The following is a 15,201-nucleotide window of genomic DNA, read 5'->3' on the forward strand; positions in this document are numbered from 1 at the left end:
TAAAAGCACGCTCCTTTTGATTTGGTTTAGTCACTTTAATCTTACACGGTTGCGTGCTTTTTGTGTACCCTAAAATCAAAAAAGTAGGACAATAATCAGATTTTCTTCTGACTATTGTCCCACTCCCTTTTTTTCGTTTTTAAGAATTTCAAAAGTACATCTCGTGACGTTATCGACTTTTGAAATATAAAAAAATATAGGTTACCAAATTTTTTCAAATTCTACTTAGAGTGAGACATTAGACATCAAGTTTTTCTTTTAGTGCTTCAGTAAGAGTTTGTGAGAAGTTGATATTCTCTTTTTGTGCCATTTCTTTCAACCACTCTGGAATAGTTACATTTGTTTTGGCTCCTTTTGAATGATATTTTCTTCTGTGAGCAGCCATATCTACACCTATTAAAGCAACTTGCTTGTTTGGAAATTGCTCTTGAATTTCTTTTACAGTAGAAGCTTTAGGCGCCTTTTTCTCATCTTCTAATGATAAACCAAGAACTTCTTCCGCCATCTCATATGCTTGCTCAATAGAATCTCCTTGAGTGATTGCGATAGGAACATCAGGGAATTGAACTAAAATGTAATCACCGTCTTGTTCGAATGTGGCTGGATAAACTAACTTTGTTGCCATATTATCAAACCTTTCTTTATAGTTGAGAGTATACCACAGCTTCAAGCGTGCGGGCTATTTTAAGCCCGCTTGCTTGAGAATGCTTTGTTCCAATCCTTTTCCTAAATCCTTATTGTGCATGGGGACTATAGTAGTAAGTTTTGTTTTCGGATTGTACATTTTACGGTGGCTTCCTACTTGCTTTACTGCTTGAAAGCCATTTTGTTCTAGCAGTTTTATCATCTGCTTTGCTGTCATTGGCATACTCTCAACGCCTTATCTATATTTATGTTATACGTATATTATGCGTATAAGTCAATGGGTTTATTAAAGAAATATCAGCATTTTCAATTATTCTTATAGTATAATCATCTGGATTGGAGTGATAAAAGGTGATTAATTAATATGATGAACTATTAGAGCAACTTAAAAATGGTGAGATAAGCGAGTTTGATGTGCAAAACAATGACTTCTTTCTATTTAGAGAAGCATGGTTAAAAAGAGAAGACAGAATAAACTTTGTAGGGGAAGCACACCACGGCGGACATGTAACTTATAGATATGAAAAAGACTAACAATTAAGTTAGTCTTTTTTTAAAAGCTCTTTTATATCCTCGTTTTGCTCCATAATAAACCAGTTTTGTTCAATAAGTATTTTTTGATATTCTAGTTGTTTTTTTTCTGGGTCTCTGCTTACAGTTTGGAAATCATGCATTATTTTTTCAAGTTTTTCTTGATTCAGTTCACTTCCAAGCAAACCGTACTCTTTTAACGCTGATTGTGAACTATTCAATGAAGGTTCCTTCTTTTTAGCCTCTACAGTGTTAACACCAATCAGCAAAATATTAATAAAACAACTTAAAACCAATGCCCCAATAAGTAACTTCTTTTTCATTTTCTTCCTCCTAAATTTTTCTTTTACTTGTTATTCTAACATACTTGAGCAAGAGGTTTCATTACAAACTCACGAATAAACGAATTAGGATTTTTAACCGTGAATTTTTCAATGATTAATTGATTTCTGCTGTTATAGTGTCCGAAGACTGACAACTCAAAAATACCATCATCTAAGAACATAATTAAATTTGCGAGATCACGCCGAGCAACAAAACAATTAATATCTTCATTTTTTGTATGCAAGGTAAAACGAACAAGAATTTTAGGGAAAGCAGAAACTAATCTGATTTTATCTGCAATACCCGTTACAGCTCTTTTATTCATTATTAGAATTCTCCTTTAATTTGATTAGCTCTGTTAATGTAGTATCACGCCTTATTCCCTTTGTTGAAAAATCAGATAACTTATTCACTTTCTTAAAGAAATATTTCGTTACTTTTTCTTCAAGTGTTAACTCGAAAATGTGGAAGTGGTCAGCTTGTTCAATAGGGAATGCAGCGATGTAATCCCGTGTACCTCTAGAATTAAACGTCCAGATGTTATAAACAACATCATCAATAAAAACTGGATTAGCCGATAATTTCCGCAAGGGTTTTACATTCTTCTTGTAAAAATACTGATAAGCAGAAGTTACTTCTTTTAAATGAACTGTTTTTACATATCTCATAACTATCACCTTGAAATCATTACACGAACGTTTGTTTTGTTTGTCTAGCATGAGATATTTCACGAAATGAAAATAAAAATTGTTTAATCTCGCAGCGCCAGTTTTTGACCTAGAATTTAATGTAACAGAATGATATAGAATGAAATGGGGAAACTCTATAAAACCTTATATGACAGTGTTTTTTACGCAAAAGAGAACAGATTAATACATCATAGCAAAAACTTAATATTTTCTACATAATTTCAAAAGAAAATCATGGTAAAATAGCTAAAACCCTGCCTCTGTATGTAGTAAAATCATGCGTAGGACGTATAGAACATAGGGTAATATATGTTAGAATAAGTGAAAACAAGGAAGAGGAGCACTTATGGATTTCAAAGAAATTATGAAAAAAGCTGGTTCGGGCATCAAGCGTTTCTGGAATTGGCTAAAACCATATTTAGTACGTTTTCATAAATGGAGAAAACGGATTTGGAAAAAATACCAAATTAATAAAATTATTTTGCTTCTAGGCATGGTAGCGGTATTAATAACCAGCATCTATTTATTTACGCTTGCGAAGGCAGCCAATGTTGGCACGCTGGAAGATGGGTTGAAGGCTCAGGCAACAACTATTTACGATGAAAAGAATGAAGAAGCTGGAAAGCTTTTTGGACAGAAGGGGAATTTTGTTGAATTAAGCCAGATTTCTCCTTATATTCAAGATGCAGTAATTTCCACAGAGGATAAAAACTTTTACTCTCACGGCGGTTATGACATTAAAGGGATTTTAAGAGCGCTGGTGGGACGAATCACTATGGGAAGAGTTGTTGGAGGCGGAAGTACAATTACGCAGCAGCTGGCTAAAAATGCCTATTTAACGCAGGAACAAACATTTGACCGAAAGGCAAAGGAGCTGTTTCTGGCAATCGAAATTGAAAAGAAATATTCAAAAGAGCAGATACTGGCTATGTACCTTAACAACTCTTATTTTGGAAATGGTGTCTGGGGAGTCGAGGACGCTGCGAAAAAATATTTTGGCGTTAGTGCAGCAGAAGTTAGTATTGGCGAGGCGGCTACATTAGTTGGTATGCTGAAAGGTCCAGGTATTTATAATCCGATTGACAATCTGGAAAATTCAGTGAACCGACGTGATACAGTTCTCCAGCTGATGGTTGAAAACGGGAAGCTGGATCAGGCAACAGCAGACAGTGAAGCGGCTGTAGACATGGCCAGCATTCTTTATGATGGTTATGCAGGCTCAGAAACAGACTATCGCTATCCTTATTATTTCGATGCGGTGATTGATGAAGCAGTGGACCGTTATAATATCAAAGAAGAAGATTTACTGAATAAGGGTTATAAAATATACACTGCATTGAATACCAGCTATCAGGAAGCGATGAACCAGACCTATCTTAATACAGCGCTGTTTCCTCCAAACGCAGAAGATGGCGAACTAGTGGAAAGCGGCTCGGTCGCATTAGATCCTAAAACAGGAGGGGTTCAGGCAATTATTGGTGGTAGAAAAGAACATGTATATCGCGGGTTTAACTTTGCGACACAGACCAAACGTTCACCTGGTTCTTCTCTAAAACCGATTTCTGTATATACCCCAGCTTTAGAGGCAGGCTATGATCCTAGCAGTATTCTTGTAGATCAGCTGCAGGACTACTATCCAGCTGAAAACTACAGCCGAACATTCAGCGGTGAAGTGCCGATGTATCAAGCGCTGGGAGAAAGCTTGAACGCACCGGCAATTTGGCTGCTGAACCAGATTGGTCTGGATAAAGGCTTTGAGAAGACGAAGAAATTCGGGATTCCTCTCAACGAGTCGGACAAACGCTACCCTCTTGCTCTGGGCAGTATTGAAACAGGTGTTTCACCGTTGGATATGGCTCAGGCATACACAGCTTTTGCCAATGGCGGTCAGCTGTCAGAGGCGCATCTAATTACAAAAATTGTTGATTCTACAGGGGCTGTTCTCGTTGATAAGACAAATACAAAAACCAAACAGATTATTTCAAAGGAAACTGCTGATGAAATGACAAGTATGCTTCTGGGTGTGTTTAGCTCAGGAAGCGGCGTCAATGCAGACCCTTACGGATATGTTATGGCAGGGAAAACCGGAACAACAGAAACCAGCTTTGACAGTACAAAAACAAACGATCAATGGGTTGTCGGCTATACCTCCGACGTCGTAATTGCTACTTGGATGGGCTATGAGCATACGGATGAGACACATTACTTAGAGGGAACAAGTGCAACCTATGCCTCTAGCGTTTTCAATAGTCAGGCCAGTGGGATTCTTCCTTATACAGCACAAACACCGTTTACCATCGCAGATGCTTACACAACAGGTGGACAAGTAGTTGCTGCTGAAGATCAGCAAAGCACGAACCAATGGCAGGATAGTGTGAAGGAAATCGGCGGACAAGTTCAGGAAGGCGCCAAGAATATCGGTGATCAGATTAAAGAAGGCTGGGAAAATGCTAAAGACGGCATCAAAGACTTTTTCGGCGGTCTGATTGGTGAATAAGTTTTTTGAAAAGCAGCAAAAAGGTGTTACAATAAAAGAAACCATTAAGAAAAGAGGACATTTACGTGACAAATATTTATGATACTGCAAATCAGCTTGAACGGGAACTACGCGAACTGAATGAATTTAAAGCACTGGAAGAAGCCTATGGCGCAGTAAAGGCTGATGAAACAGCATTTAATTTATTTAAAGAATTCCAAGGGTTCCAACAGGAATTACAGGAAAAGCAAATGCGTGGAGAAGAATTTTCAGAAGAAGACGCAGAAAAAGCTCAAAAAATGGCAACTGAGGTTCAAACAACAGAGCTGATTAATAAAATGATGGAAAAAGAGCAAGCCTTTAGTACAATCGTTAATGACTTGAATCGCATTATTATGACGCCGATTCGCGACTTGTATAATAACTAAAAACGGCAGCAGTCAGATACAGAATAACTGTTCCATTTAGAAAGAGCAGCGGAATACCTGAAAAGGATATTTCCGCTGTTCTTTTGCTTATATAAAAAGCATGAGGGAGATTGGGAAAAATAAAAAGCGAACGAATTTTCGTATGTTTTTACTGACCTATTTTCTATAAAATGATATGATAAAAGAAATGTCTGAGAAAGGAAGATCTTGGTACGATGAAACTATTACATACAGCAGATTTGCATATGGATCGTTCATTTGAAGGCTTAAACGTTCTTCCAGCTCAATTAGCTGAGCAGCTCCGCTCCGCTAATAAAAAAGTACTGAATAGACTTGTTGATGTCGCGATAAAAAAACAGGTGGATGCAGTAATCTTTGCTGGAGACACGTTTCATCAAAGTAAAACCTCTATTCAGACCCAAACTTATTTAATGGAGGCTCTTCAGCGGCTAAACAGAGAGAATATTCATGTGGTTATCAGCTTTGGAAATCACGACTACTATGACTCAGACCGATATTGGTTTGATTTTCCCGAAAATGTCTATTTATTTGAAAAAGAAGAGGTGGAGACACATTATTTTGTAACAAATAACAATGAGCGGATAGCTGTATCCGGGTTTAGCTATAGGGGGCAGCATCTTGAACAAAGCAAACTGGGAGAGTTTCCACAGAAGGCTTCTGATGCGGATATCCATATTGGGATTTATCATGGCGAACCGGCAGCGGAAGCAGAGTCAAACTATGCACCTTTTTCTTTAAGCGAGATGAAACTGTTAGGTTACGATTATTGGGCGCTGGGGCATATCCATCAGCCGCAGATTCTTAGCGCAGAACCGTTGATTGTTTACCCCGGTACTCCTCAGGGACATACGAAGAAGGAAAGAGACCTTCAAGGAGCGGCAATTGTAACTATCCAGGGCAGTAACGGGACTGTTCATTTTGAACCGGTGGCAGAAGTCAGTTGGGAACGAACCTCTTATGTATTAACGGAATGTAAAACAAAGAAGGCAGCGCTGGCATTTCTGGAAAAAGAGCTTTTGAAGGAAGCCTCTGGGAGGAGCCGGTTGTGTTTGAAGGAGATTCAGCTTGAAGACATGAACCATCTGGGACAGGAGTTTTCTATTTCTTGTGAAAATGGCGAGCTTCTAGGGTACCTACAGACTAAGCTGCCGAAAGAACGACTCTTTGTTTTTAATGTATCAGCGAAGAACTATCCGAGATACCATAAGCTGTTGGTCAAGGCAGATCCGATGCTGCTGGAGCAATTGGAGAATAATTATTTACAGCCGGAGATATTTTCTGAAGAAATGAAGGAGCTTCTAGCGAATCCGACTGTCTCAAATTTGATGCTGAATGGCGAAAAAGGTGTATAGAGCTGGCGGACCAGCGTATTCATGAACAATTTGAGCTAGAGGAGGGCAGCTTATGAAAATCCTCGCTATAGATATCGCAGGCTTTGGTAAATGGCAAAATAAGAAAATTGATTTTTCAGAAAAAAATCAATTGATTTACGGTAAAAATGAAGCTGGGAAATCCACGATCTATCAGTTTATCCAAGCTATTTTGTTTGGATTTCCCACTAAGGGTAAGAAAAGAAAAAGCTATGTACCTAAAAACGGCGGCAGCTATGGCGGCCGTTTATGGCTGGAGCATGCTGTATATGGCAAAGTTCAAATTGAACGCTTCAGAGAACTAAATAAAGGCCAGGCGAAAGTATATGTAGAAGAACAAGTTGGCGATGAACGGCTGCTTGCAAAAATTCTTCATCCGTTGACAAAGGAATTATTTCAGTCTGTATTTACCTTTCAGCAGGAGCAGCTGACGCAGTTGGAACGGCTGGAGGAAGAGAATTTGCAGACGGCTTTACTAGCATTGGGAATTTCGGGCAGTGATCAGCTGCTTAAAACCCGGGAGGAATATTTTAAAGCTGCTCAGGATATCTACAAGCTGAAAGGAAGTAGACCCCAGCTGAATGAACGTTTAAAAGCATATCAGGAGCTGTCTGAGAAAATTAGAGCCAAAGAGAACGAGGAAGAACAGTTTACTGCAGTTCTTACTGATTTAGCAGCGAGAAAGGAACAAATTGAAAATAAACGCCTGACACTTGGAAAACAAAAAGAAGCGCTGGCTCTTGCTGAAAAGCAGCTACTGAACTATCCGCTATTTGAAGAATGGCTACAGCTGCAGCAAAAGTCTGGAGATACCAGCATGTTTATTGACGAAAATGAACAGCAGCAGCTGCTGTCGCTTTATCAAGAGCATAAATTCCTTCAAGAAGAGCTGGAACGGCTTAACCGGAGTGGTTGGGAATCTGTGGGCGATGAACGATCTGATGAGTATCTTTTCTATCTCAATGAAGAAGAAAATATCAGATATTTCTTAAGTCAGCGTTATACAATGAATAAGCTGTTAGCTGAAATTGACTGGATGAAGCAGTCTGTGCAGCAAAATAGACAAGAAATGATAGGGTTGGAAAACAAATGGGGCTGGTCAGAAACCCAGCCGCCGCGTTTGTTTTTTGAAGACCATCAATTGCTGGAGCTGAGAGAGCAGATTATCGAGCGTAAAGTACAGCTGCAGACAGCTCAAGAGAATCATCGTTCCTTAGAAGAAAGTATTGTTAGACAAGAAAAAAATCTAGAGACCTTTGAAGCGGCGAATCAAGAGCTATTTCAGCGGAAACAGCCCAAGCGACAGCGTTCAACATCTGCTTTACTGCTGCTATCTGTAGTTATTGGAATCGCAGGAGTTCTTGGCGGATTGCTTCTAACAGGACCCCTTAGCTGGGGCAGCTGGCTGCTGGTACTCGTTTGTCTGTGTTTTTTCGGTTGGCAGCTGCTGCGGCCTAAAAACGATCCAAATGACCGAATGAAACAGCAATGGCAGCAAAAGCTGACAGATTTAGATCAGCTGACAGAACGTTTTCATCAAGTGAGTGAATCAATTGATAGACTTCAAGAAGATGAACTGCAGCTTGAGTCATATATTTCACAACAGACAAAAGAAAATCATCTAGGCAGAATGAACCGGCTGGAATATTGGATGAATCATAAAGAGGAGATTAAACGCTATCTTTTACTGCTTCAGACGAATCAGGAGCTACGGCGGCAGCTAGCAGATAATCAAGAGGAATCTGATCAATGGTTGAAGCAGACAGAGCGCTATGTCAACTGGCTGCCGATTGTTGGGAAAGATTTAGGTACGCGAGTTGCTATCCTTAGTGATTTCTCCGACGAAATGGAACAGCTGAGACTGAGACAGGGAAACCAGGAAGATATTTATCGAAAACAAGCGCTTAAGGAAATTAAAAGTAAGCAGCAGGATGTTCTTGAGACGGCAAGACCCTTGCTTTATCAATACCAGATTCTGGGGATAGAAGACGTACCGGAAAAGCTGCGTTATTATCAGCAGAATGAAACTGTTGAAAGCAGAAAAGCTGAACTACAGAGAATTCTGGCTGGTTTGTATCCGGAGCAGGTTGCTAAAGAGCAGTTGCTGACGAAAAAATATCAACTGACAGCTGAGCTTTCTCAATTAGAGGATGACATTTTTAAGCTGCAGAAGGATGAACAGCGGCTGGAATACAAGAAGAAGCAAATGGCTGAAGACGGTAGTCTAGATAATTTTTATCAAGAGCAGGCAGTGATAAGGGCAGAGATAGAGGATTTGGCTGCTGAGTGGAGCAGCTATCGGCTGGCAGGACAGCTGCTGATTGATTTATTGACCGAGCTTTCTGAGCAGCAGCTCCCTGCGTTGTTGAAAAAAACAGCACATTATTTTTCTATTTTGACAGATCATGCATATACAGTTGTTCGCCTTGAAGAGGAGGAGCTTCAGGTTAGGAACAGTTCAGGACAGGACTTTGCAGTTTATGATCTTTCAACAGGAACAAAGGACCAGCTGATAATGTCTGTACGTTTTGCTTTTCTTTCTCTTCAAGGAGAAACGAATCCCTGCCCAGTCTTGATTGATGACGGCTGGCTTCATTACGACAGTCAAAGAAAAACGCAATTAGCAAAATTATTTCAGCATTTTGGTGAAGTACAGCAAATCATTTGTTTTTCTTCTGACCAAGAAATGGTAAGCTATTACCATGAGAATAAACAACCTGTTATCCAATTGGAGGTAGAAAAAAGATGAAAAAAATTCGCGAATTAGTACTAGATGAAGTATTTGAACTATTTCTATTGATAAAAAATGCCGATGTTCGTGTCGCAAAGAATGGGAAGAAGTTTATTGCTTTTACTTTTCAAGATACATCAGGAACGATTGATGGGAAATACTGGGATGCTTCTGAAGAGGAGATTCAGCGATTCGAGGCTGGAAAAGTTGTTCTGCTGAATGGGAAGCGGGAAGTCTATCAAGGGAACCCTCAAGTGAAAATCATTCACTTGCGTCTGGCTCGAGCGGATGAACCGGATCAGCCCGCATTATACATGGAACGGGCTCCTATTAAGCGGGAAGATATGGTGGAAGAAATCAATCAAACTGTTTTTGAAATCACCAATGCCCATTGGCAGCGAATCGTCAGACACTTGTTGACGAAATACCAGAAAGAATTTTTTGATTTTCCTGCGGCTAAAAGAAATCATCATGCTTTTGCCCATGGCCTAGCTTACCATACACTGACGATGCTGCGTTTAGGGAAATCAATCTGTCGAGAGTATGAGGAAATCAATGCTCCGCTGCTTTATGCGGGAATTATTCTTCATGATTTAGGGAAAGTTAAAGAGCTTTCTGGAGCAATGAGCACAGAATATACACTGGTCGGCAACCTGGTTGGTCATCTGGTGCTGGTGGATGAGGAAATTACCAAGGCCTGTGAAGCGCTGAAGATAGATGAAAACGAAGAAGATGTCATTATCCTGCGCCATATGGTACTGGCTCATCATGGACTGCTGGAATATGGGTCGCCAGTGAGACCGAGAATTATGGAGGCTGAGATTCTTCATCAAATTGACAACATGGATGCCTCTATTCAGATGATGCTGACGTCTATTAGACAAACTGATCCAGGAGAATATACGGATCGTATATTTGGAATGGATAACCGTAGTTTTTATGTACCTAAAAATAAGTGAACGGAGAAGAACATGAATCATTCTGCTGAAATACTTTGGCAAGATTTTTCTGAAAAGCAAGCCGTAGATATTAATTCTTATCATACTGCTTGGGCTTTTGGCAGCAGTAAAGAAATGGCTGATAAGCTACTGCAGCTTGTCCTTTCTGGAGAAAAGAGAGGAACCGCAGCTATTAAGCGGTCCTATGAATTAGAGAACGAAAAAGTACCGGAAGCAGGAGACTATAGTATCCTGCTAGATGGAAACGGAGAAGCACAAGCGATTATTCAAGCGAAGCTGATTGATATTCTTCCCTACAATCAAGTAACTGAGCTGCATGCGTATCTAGAGGGCGAGGGTGACAGAAATTTGGTTTATTGGCGTGAAGGCCATCGAGCTTTTTTTGAAGCAGAGCTTCAGGAAGCGAATGAAAAATTTTCAGAAGATCAGTTAGTAGTTTATGAGTTATTTGAAGTTGTTTATCGAAATGATGTTCAATAGTATGGAAATTTATTCATGTTAATATTTTTATGCAAAAAGAATGGTATTGGAAATAATCTGAAAGAGTACTGACGTACTTTTTCAGATTTTTTTATGGTCAAAATTTCTGTTTTTTTAATAGTTTGATTTTTTGTATATTTACACAAGAAATATTTACTAAATATTCATTTGTGAAAAAAAGAGTAATTACTGTAACTGAAAAAGTATATGTTATATTAAGAAACTCTTTTTTGTTTTTAATTTAATTAAATTATTTTTTTGTAAGCATTATATTCGCATTAAAAAAAAACTCAAAATATAATCATCTCAGAAATACCAGTGCTAAGAAAACAAATTGAAAGGAAGAGATGAATGTGCGTGTTGAGGGAGGGAAAAGCAGAAAGAAATTGAAGCGTTTTCTTAGTGGCAAACTCTTTTTTATTGGCTGTCTCATTGTTAACTTGTCTGTTGCAGGGTCATTAGCAGGAATCTTTGGTTATCTTTTTCATAGTGAGGAAGCATCCGCGACTGTATTAGATATCGAGATATTGTCAAACATGCAGACAACAAATAACAGTCAGACTACACCGACTTCCAGGTGGTTGCCTACAATTAGCAATCAGCCGGTGAATTTTACCATTTCGGGGGAAGGTTTGGCGAATGCATCGGTTAATCTAACTGGTAATAAGTATGGTGTACTGGTTATTCCGTCTCAGTTATCCGGTAAGGTTAAACCAAACGGAAATGCTCAAGTGGATACAAATGTTACGGTAGATTTAGACAAGGTTGCTCTTTTGAAACCAACATTTGATGCATTGTCTCGTTTGATATCACTAATCAATGATATCAAGGGTGGTGCACTAAGCTTAGTTGGCGTTGACTTTGATTTAACCGCAGTCAACAAACAGTTGGATCTGTTGAATAGTCTGGAAAATTTTGGACATACGACATATTCAGCTACAACAGTTGGCAACGACAGATTGATCTATTTAAATATGGATGAAGGGTTGGGCACAATTCTTGCAAAAGATCTTAGTCAAATCCTAGTCAATCTGAATACTGCTGTTCAAAATTTAAAAGTTACAGTAACAAATCCGCTGTTGGGTACAGCTACTGCTTTAACAATCAATACAGTTTTAAATCTAGTTAAGCCGGCTTTAAATACTGCCATCACAGCACTCTTACCGGCACTAGGGCTTGGCGGAGCTGCAGTTCAGCAGCTGGCGGATGCATCAGTTTTAGGGCAAACGACCATTAATTTGCCTACGTTTGTTTCAGGTCCGGGGAGTATAACTGGTAATTTGGATGCTAAATTTGTCGGAACGGTCATCAAATCAACGTTGCTTAATATCGATTTGCTAAGTACGGCTAATGCAGTTTCCTATATTTATTTTGCTGGCGAAACCTTTCTGCTGGAAAACACTTTGCTGCCGAGTTCACTAAATTTCGGGGCGCACCCTATTCAGACCAAACTGGACGAAACCTTCACTGCTACTCAGGGCGGGGTATCCACTGGACCGAATACAACAGGAACGGTCAGGATAATGGATACACGAAGTACTGCCAAAAACTGGCAGGTTAAGGTTTCTCAAATTCAGGAATGGATGAATAGTAGCTCCTCCATAAATAGCTCGGTGCTGAAGATTTATGGAGGAGCGTTAACGACAGATTATTCTGCCGGTAATGTCCGAAGCATTAGTGGTTCAATGATTGAACTGCAAAACGGAACGCAGCAGGAAGTGTTGGCTGTATCAGGAACGACAGCCAGCGGAACGACAAATCTTGATTTATCAAAATTTGATTTATTTGTTCCTAAAAATACCAAAAAGCAATCCGGTGCCTATCAGACAAAACTTGTCTGGACGATAACGGAGAGTCCGTAAGGAGGGAGAGTAGTGAGAATGTCGAAACAAATGAAGTGTTTCTTAATGATTTTTGGAAGCATGGTGCTGGCTTTTCTTTATTCCTCCCCAACGGCTCAGGCAACTGTTACGAATGGAAATATTCATTACTATGAGGGGAGTAGTACAGAAAGCTCCGAAGCGTCTAGTTCTTCTGAAAGCGAGAGCAGCTCAACAAAGGAAAGCAGTTCTGTTGTACAACAGAACACGCCGACTCAAGCTGCTCCAACGATTAAAGGGGGAACAGAAGGAAGTTTTTTAAAGACGAATGATACAGTTAACTATCTTTTTGTAATCGTAGGAGTCATCTTTGTTTTAATCGCTGTATATCATTTAAAGAAAACATAAGGGGGAGACAAAAATGAAACATCACACAAAAATTTTATTATCTGCGATTTTACTCGGAGCGGGCTTAGGCTTCGGAAGTACAGGCTTTGCCGAAGATAAAACGACAGACGCTGTAGTAGACTACACAACTGGGGGAATCACCTTTGACCCGCAGACTGGAGATCCTAAAGCATCATTGCCAGCTGACTTGAATTTTGGTTCTCATGAAATTCAATCTAAAGCGGACGAAACCTGGGTGGCTACCAGTGATGGTGTACAAGCATCACCTGTAACTACAGGTAGCATTGCTGTCAGTGATAACCGCGGGGGAACAGATACTGGCTGGACAGTGAAATTGCTGCAGGCAGATCAGTTCAGCGCAGGAAGCAACGAGCTATCAGGGGCAGCATTATCTATCCAAGCTGGTGCCGTAACCAATAATGTTGGCTCTGCACCGACTGGAGCAAGCATTGCCAATACTACATTGGACCTTGAACTGGGGACTACTGCTGATGTATTGACAGCCCAAGCAAATGAAGGGGCCGGAGAAACTTCACTAGCGCTGAACAAATTTGAACTGTTCGTACCAAAAAATACGAATAAAAAACAAGCAAATTATCAAACCACGCTTAACTGGACATTCTCAGCTACACCATAGAATATAAATAAATCGAACTAGGTTATAAAAGAAGTATGTTGTCTCGAGAGATAAGGCGACGATAACTGAAAATATGAAAAGTTATTTTCAGTATTCTCCATCTTATTTCTCAAGACAGCTTCTATGTTTATGGTACTTACTTTGCTCCGAACCTAGAAGCATGGCAGAGCTTTGGAACACCGCTTATTCGATTTTAGAGGATAGGGCATGCCAATGTCACATCTCAGTTTAACAACTGGCAGTATTTAGCTTGGAGGGAGAAAGCAATGAAGAATAAATACCAGAAAATTGCATCAGCCGGACTTATTTCATTCATATTATTTTTAGGATTAGGTATTTTTTCACTACCAGTTCAGGCGGAGTCTTTGGACAGCTTTGATGCATTACCTCATTTTACAGAGAGTCAGACAAACAAAGAATTGTCCTATTTCGATGTCAAGCTGGAGCCAGAGCAAAAGGAGCTGTTAGTGGTCACGCTGGTCAACAAAAGTGACAAACCGCTTACGCTCAAAGCTTCATTCAACCGAGCAGTTACAAATAGTGCCGGGGTAATCGAATATTCAGGAATCAATAAAGATACTTCCACATCTGCACCTTACGACATTGAAAAGCTAGTCAAGCTAAGTACAGAGGAAATCACACTGGAGCCCCAGCAAACAAAAGATATCACCTTAGATATCACTATGCCAAAGGAAAAATTTGCTGGTGTTTTGGCAGGTGGAATTTATTTAGAAGCTCTTTCAGATGAAAAAGTCGAAGGTAATGTTAAAAATGTCTTTTCAAGAGAAATAGCAGTACTGATTCGCTCTGACGGAACAGAAACAGAGCCGGATTTGTCGATTGAAACGGCTAAAGCCGATCAGGTCAATTACCGAAATGTTATCGAAGTCGGCATTGAAAACAAAGCAGCTGTTTATATTAAAAATGTTGCGATTGAATACAGTGTTTTACTAGATGGAAAAGAAGTTCTGCAAGGGAAAAAAGAAAAACTGAGCATCGCTCCCAATACCTTGTTTCCATTCCGTATTCCTTTTTCAGGAGAAGAATTTGGAGCCGGAGAATACACAGTAAACATCAGTGTAGCCACGGATAAAAAGCAGTGGAAGGGCAGTCCGACGTTTACAATCGATGGGAAAGAGGCAGCTGATTTTAATGATAAGGATGTAACGGTAAAAAAATCAGGTTTTGATATCCCGTGGTCAACCGTTTCCTTGGCAGCTGTTTTACTGATTCTGGCTGTTGTAACTGCCTTAGTAATCAACAAAAATAAAAAGCTGAAAAAGGAATTAGCCAGAAAACGCCGCAAGAAAAAGAGACCGGTGCAGTCTAAAAAACAGAGCTTGGAAAATAAAGATAGAAAAAATTAGAATAAATAAAAAATGAGACTGGGACATAATCCACTCTCAAAAAGAAAACAAGCTCGATTTTGATGATGAATGTCAAAATCGGGCTTGTTTTTTCTTCTTCCCTTCTCTTTCTCTCCATATATTTTCCTAATTTTCTTAGATTTAGTGCCATGAGAGCCAAACCAACATCAATCTTCGCTCCTTGTTTTCCACGTAAATGGAAACGATGGAACGCCAAATGAGCCTTTAGATGCCCAAACACTGGTTCTACATCGATTTTCCGTTGTCGATAAATCGAACCTGTTTTTTCATCTGAAAGCTTCTTCTTGCATTCTG

General features: G+C 39.6%; 16 protein-coding genes. 10 read left to right on the plus strand and 6 right to left on the minus strand.

From position 1 onward, the window contains the following. Positions 1-238: 238 nt before the first annotated feature. From ACYSNQ_RS17680 to ACYSNQ_RS17700, 5 genes are all read right to left on the minus strand, one after another. Entirely contained in the window at positions 239-625 is a 387-nt protein-coding gene (locus ACYSNQ_RS17680) for a type II toxin-antitoxin system HicB family antitoxin (protein ID WP_426084895.1), read from the minus strand. 54 nt (positions 626-679) lie between these two features. Then, entirely contained in the window at positions 680-868 is a 189-nt protein-coding gene (locus tag ACYSNQ_RS17685; RefSeq protein ID WP_426084896.1) for a type II toxin-antitoxin system HicA family toxin, read from the minus strand. Between the two features lie 319 nt (positions 869-1,187). Then, complete coding sequence (locus ACYSNQ_RS17690; protein ID WP_426084897.1) at positions 1,188-1,499, minus strand: hypothetical protein; 312 nt, start codon at positions 1,497-1,499, stop codon at positions 1,188-1,190. A gap of 35 nt (positions 1,500-1,534) precedes the next feature. Beyond that, positions 1,535-1,825, minus strand: a complete 291-nt coding sequence (locus ACYSNQ_RS17695) for a hypothetical protein (protein WP_426084898.1) — start codon at positions 1,823-1,825, stop codon at positions 1,535-1,537. Further along, on the minus strand, positions 1,818-2,168 hold the full coding sequence (locus tag ACYSNQ_RS17700) for a hypothetical protein (RefSeq protein ID WP_426084899.1): 351 nt from the start codon (positions 2,166-2,168) through the stop codon (positions 1,818-1,820). Before ACYSNQ_RS17700 ends, ACYSNQ_RS17695 begins: the two co-directional genes overlap by 8 nt. Before the next feature lie 367 nt (positions 2,169-2,535). Here ACYSNQ_RS17700 and ACYSNQ_RS17705 point away from each other — a divergent pair, with 367 nt between their 5' ends. From ACYSNQ_RS17705 to ACYSNQ_RS17750, 10 genes are all read left to right on the plus strand, one after another. Further along, on the plus strand, positions 2,536-4,686 hold the full coding sequence (locus ACYSNQ_RS17705) for a PBP1A family penicillin-binding protein (protein WP_426084900.1): 2,151 nt from the start codon (positions 2,536-2,538) through the stop codon (positions 4,684-4,686). Between the two features lie 65 nt (positions 4,687-4,751). Beyond that, the gene (locus tag ACYSNQ_RS17710; protein WP_426084901.1) at positions 4,752-5,093 is read left to right on the plus strand and encodes a YlbF/YmcA family competence regulator; all 342 of its coding nucleotides are present in this window, start codon (positions 4,752-4,754) and stop codon (positions 5,091-5,093) included. A 215-nt stretch (positions 5,094-5,308) separates the two neighbouring features. Continuing rightward, positions 5,309-6,466 carry a metallophosphoesterase family protein gene (locus ACYSNQ_RS17715; RefSeq protein ID WP_426084902.1) on the plus strand — a complete coding sequence of 386 codons (1,158 nt, stop codon included), beginning with the start codon at positions 5,309-5,311 and terminating at the stop codon, positions 6,464-6,466. Between the two features lie 52 nt (positions 6,467-6,518). Next, on the plus strand, positions 6,519-9,233 hold the full coding sequence (locus ACYSNQ_RS17720) for an ATP-binding protein (RefSeq protein ID WP_426084903.1): 2,715 nt from the start codon (positions 6,519-6,521) through the stop codon (positions 9,231-9,233). Then, on the plus strand, positions 9,230-10,174 hold the full coding sequence (locus tag ACYSNQ_RS17725) for a 3'-5' exoribonuclease YhaM family protein (RefSeq protein WP_426084904.1): 945 nt from the start codon (positions 9,230-9,232) through the stop codon (positions 10,172-10,174). Before ACYSNQ_RS17720 ends, ACYSNQ_RS17725 begins: the two co-directional genes overlap by 4 nt. 12 nt (positions 10,175-10,186) lie before the next feature. Continuing rightward, positions 10,187-10,654, plus strand: a complete 468-nt coding sequence (locus ACYSNQ_RS17730; protein ID WP_426084905.1) for an ASCH domain-containing protein — start codon at positions 10,187-10,189, stop codon at positions 10,652-10,654. 353 nt (positions 10,655-11,007) lie between these two features. Continuing rightward, positions 11,008-12,516, plus strand: a complete 1,509-nt coding sequence (locus ACYSNQ_RS17735) for an adhesive domain-containing protein (RefSeq protein ID WP_426084906.1) — start codon at positions 11,008-11,010, stop codon at positions 12,514-12,516. A gap of 18 nt (positions 12,517-12,534) precedes the next feature. Further along, entirely contained in the window at positions 12,535-12,882 is a 348-nt protein-coding gene (locus tag ACYSNQ_RS17740; RefSeq protein WP_426084907.1) for a hypothetical protein, read from the plus strand. 13 nt (positions 12,883-12,895) lie between these two features. Next, positions 12,896-13,519: a WxL domain-containing protein gene (locus ACYSNQ_RS17745; RefSeq protein WP_426084908.1), complete on the plus strand. Its 624-nt coding sequence runs from the start codon at positions 12,896-12,898 to the stop codon at positions 13,517-13,519. A gap of 266 nt (positions 13,520-13,785) precedes the next feature. After that, on the plus strand, positions 13,786-14,886 hold the full coding sequence (locus ACYSNQ_RS17750) for a DUF916 and DUF3324 domain-containing protein (protein ID WP_426084909.1): 1,101 nt from the start codon (positions 13,786-13,788) through the stop codon (positions 14,884-14,886). On the opposite strand, the gene ACYSNQ_RS17755 is transcribed toward ACYSNQ_RS17750, so the two are convergent. Beyond that, a partial coding sequence (locus tag ACYSNQ_RS17755) for a transposase (RefSeq protein WP_426084910.1) occupies positions 14,846-15,201 on the minus strand: 356 nt, incomplete at its 5' end. The genes ACYSNQ_RS17750 and ACYSNQ_RS17755 overlap by 41 nt on opposite strands.

The organism is Enterococcus sp. LJL51 (assembly GCF_054871795.1).

Bases quoted from the DNA above. Each gene is read 5' to 3' on its own strand.
- ACYSNQ_RS17720 (WP_426084903.1), top strand. From the start codon at position 6,519: ATGAAAATCCTCGCTATAGATATCGCAGGCTTTGGTAAATGGCAAAAT.
- ACYSNQ_RS17725 (WP_426084904.1), top strand. From the start codon at position 9,230: ATGAAAAAAATTCGCGAATTAGTACTAGATGAAGTATTTGAACTATTT.
- ACYSNQ_RS17685 (WP_426084896.1), bottom strand. From the start codon at position 868: ATGCCAATGACAGCAAAGCAGATGATAAAACTGCTAGAACAAAATGGC.
- ACYSNQ_RS17700 (WP_426084899.1), bottom strand. From the start codon at position 2,168: ATGAGATATGTAAAAACAGTTCATTTAAAAGAAGTAACTTCTGCTTAT.
- ACYSNQ_RS17705 (WP_426084900.1), top strand. From the start codon at position 2,536: ATGGATTTCAAAGAAATTATGAAAAAAGCTGGTTCGGGCATCAAGCGT.
- ACYSNQ_RS17715 (WP_426084902.1), top strand. From the start codon at position 5,309: ATGAAACTATTACATACAGCAGATTTGCATATGGATCGTTCATTTGAA.
- ACYSNQ_RS17680 (WP_426084895.1), bottom strand. From the start codon at position 625: ATGGCAACAAAGTTAGTTTATCCAGCCACATTCGAACAAGACGGTGAT.
- ACYSNQ_RS17690 (WP_426084897.1), bottom strand. From the start codon at position 1,499: ATGAAAAAGAAGTTACTTATTGGGGCATTGGTTTTAAGTTGTTTTATT.
- ACYSNQ_RS17740 (WP_426084907.1), top strand. From the start codon at position 12,535: ATGTCGAAACAAATGAAGTGTTTCTTAATGATTTTTGGAAGCATGGTG.
- ACYSNQ_RS17750 (WP_426084909.1), top strand. From the start codon at position 13,786: ATGAAGAATAAATACCAGAAAATTGCATCAGCCGGACTTATTTCATTC.
- ACYSNQ_RS17730 (WP_426084905.1), top strand. From the start codon at position 10,187: ATGAATCATTCTGCTGAAATACTTTGGCAAGATTTTTCTGAAAAGCAA.
- ACYSNQ_RS17745 (WP_426084908.1), top strand. From the start codon at position 12,896: ATGAAACATCACACAAAAATTTTATTATCTGCGATTTTACTCGGAGCG.
- ACYSNQ_RS17695 (WP_426084898.1), bottom strand. From the start codon at position 1,825: ATGAATAAAAGAGCTGTAACGGGTATTGCAGATAAAATCAGATTAGTT.